The following is a 2150-nucleotide window of genomic DNA, read 5'->3' as shown; positions in this document are numbered from 1 at the left end:
GCACCCCGGGAAGGTGTTCCGCGTCCGCGATCTGCACGAGCACCTTGGCCTGCCCACCGACGAGCCCTCGATCAACGTCACCCGCTCCCGCCTGGCATGACTCGTCCGCCAGGGATTCCTCACCCAGCCCGGACGAGGCCGATACCCGAGACGGACTTAACGTCCTCTCAGATCAACGCGGACGGATCCCGAGCCCAGTCCCAGGGGATCAAGTCGTCCACCCGGGTCGCCACCGGCATCTACTGCGTGACGTTCGACGACGCCACCAGGATCAACGTCAGCCGCAGCGCCCTGGTCGCCACCCTGGTCACGTCCGGTGGTCCGCAGTACGCGATCAACCTGCGCACCTCTCCGTCGCCTGAATGCGCGAACGCGGCCGACACGGTGACCGTCTACACCGGCGAACGCAATCTGCAGGTCGACGCGCCCTTCATGCTGCTCATCCCCTGACCTTCCCGCCGCACAAGCCCACAGCTGCCCACCGGCATCATCCGGCCGCGTTCCATCCGGAGTTTCGCCTAGATCCATGGCCGGGCCGGAAGCAGCAGCCCACCTCACCCGGGGCCGAGCAGGTGTGTGGCGGCAGGACCAGTTCAGTAGGGTGATCCGCATGGACATGCGCAGGATCGTGGCCGTGCTGGCCGAGGAAGCTGGACAGCAGCTCCACGACCAGGTGTGGGAGTTGACCTCAAGCGACCGCGCTCTCGCCCTGACCACCGGGACCAGCCTGCGCGACGTGGTCGGACCGCCCGACGTGCAAGAAGCCCTGCCGCAGATCACCCGGCTCGAACACCTAAGGGAAGCACTGGCCGTCCTGGCGGTCTCCCTCGCGCGCACCCACGGCCGCCTGGCCTGGTTCATGTCCGGTGCCCTGAACGCCCTGGAACCCGTCCTGCGGTGGCGGGCGATGCCCGCCGACCACGGTGGAACGTTCGGCACCGTCCTGGCGGACCCCGAGCAGTACACCGAAGCGGAAGACGCCGTCCGCCTGCTCCAGGACACTCTGACGCGGATCACCACCCCGTAGATCGACCCGCGCGCCAGGCAGGACCCCATGCCAGCGGCAGCGGGCCGTTTTGGCCGGCGGTCGTGCCCGGTGCGGGCTGCCGGAGCACCGGGCTGCCGGGGCACCTGGGCGGGCGCGCAGCGGTATCAGTCGCGGACTGGGACCAGGCGCGGTGGCGCCAAGTCGGCCCAGACCTGTTTGCCGTCTCCATGAGGACGTACACCCCACGCTGTGGCCAGCTTCGCCACGATGCGCAGCCCATGACCCCCCACCCGGGCCGGATCCGGAGCCTGCTGTACCGGCTCCCGCCGGGAGCCATCGCTCACCGCGATCCGCAACCGGTCCACCTCCAGCACCAACGACAGCGCGATCCGACCGCCCACATGCCGTTGCGCATTGGTCACCAGCTCCGACACCACCAACGCCACCGCCGCCGGATCTGGCCGCCAGGCCTCCCACCGAAACCGCTCCACCTGCTCCAACGCCCACCGCCGTGCCGCACCCGCCCCACCACCAGGCAACACCAACGCCATGAACCGCTCAACCATCACCGATCATCGCCGTACCCACTCCCTCACCATCACCTCACCAAACGGCGCACCGAGACACACCGCTTCTTCTCGCCTGCCCGCTCCCCACCTATTCAGCAGCCGCGCCCATCACGCGCCCCAGCGGGCCGGGGTCATGAAGCGGCCAGCACAGGCCCTTGGACTTGTTGAAGGAGGGCAAGGGGCTTTTTCTGTGACGGGCCGAAAAGACTGGGGCCGACCTGCGGATCACAGGTGTGCCCGACCGGACGCCGTCAGCGCAAATGGGGCGAGGTGCGCCCAACGAGGTGGCACCGCAGGCCGGAGGTAGGACCAGCGCGCCGATCATCGTGCACCGGCTGTAACCTTCCGGCGGTCGCCACGTCGGCCGGCCCGGCCGATCGGGCCGTAACAACTAGCTCGGCCGGCCGTGGAACAAGCAATCAATGCCCCACGCAGCGGGACCCCTGGAGATAGCTGTCGGGGTCCCGTCCGGCCGCGGCTGGCAGGTCCCCTAACAGCGGGTCTGTACCGTGAGCGGTGTAACTCCTGAGCTGGAAGCGACAGTTGATGACTGACGTGACGGTTGACATTGAGGCCGGGGAGGCCGCTGTGGG

The 2150-nt window shown here is 68.7% G+C and carries 3 protein-coding genes; 2 read left to right on the top strand and 1 reads right to left on the bottom strand.

The window, feature by feature from the left end:
* The first annotated feature begins 246 nt into the window (after positions 1–246).
* Positions 247–450 carry a hypothetical protein gene (locus ABZ721_RS40895; RefSeq protein ID WP_358793919.1) on the top strand — a complete coding sequence of 68 codons (204 nt, stop codon included), beginning with the start codon at positions 247–249 and terminating at the stop codon, positions 448–450.
* A 160-nt stretch (positions 451–610) separates the two neighbouring features.
* Complete coding sequence (locus ABZ721_RS40890) at positions 611–1027, top strand: hypothetical protein (RefSeq protein WP_358793918.1); 417 nt, start codon at positions 611–613, stop codon at positions 1025–1027.
* A gap of 125 nt (positions 1028–1152) precedes the next feature.
* Here the strand turns inward: ABZ721_RS40890 and ABZ721_RS40885 are convergent, their stop codons facing one another.
* A complete protein-coding gene (locus ABZ721_RS40885) occupies positions 1153–1554 on the bottom strand; it encodes an ATP-binding protein (protein ID WP_358793917.1) in 402 nt (133 codons plus the stop codon).
* Positions 1555–2150: the final 596 nt, after the last annotated feature.

The sequence above is a fragment of the Streptomyces sp. NPDC006733 genome (assembly GCF_040636125.1).
Lineage (GTDB): Bacteria > Actinomycetota > Actinomycetes > Streptomycetales > Streptomycetaceae > Actinacidiphila.
This window is presented reverse-complemented; position numbering and strand designations above follow the sequence as displayed.

What these genes read in the sequence shown, in the direction of transcription:
- ABZ721_RS40890 (WP_358793918.1), top strand. Translation starts at nt 611, where the DNA reads ATGGACATGCGCAGGATCGTGGCCGTGCTGGCCGAGGAAGCTGGACAG.
- ABZ721_RS40885 (WP_358793917.1), bottom strand. Translation starts at nt 1,554, where the DNA reads ATGGTTGAGCGGTTCATGGCGTTGGTGTTGCCTGGTGGTGGGGCGGGT.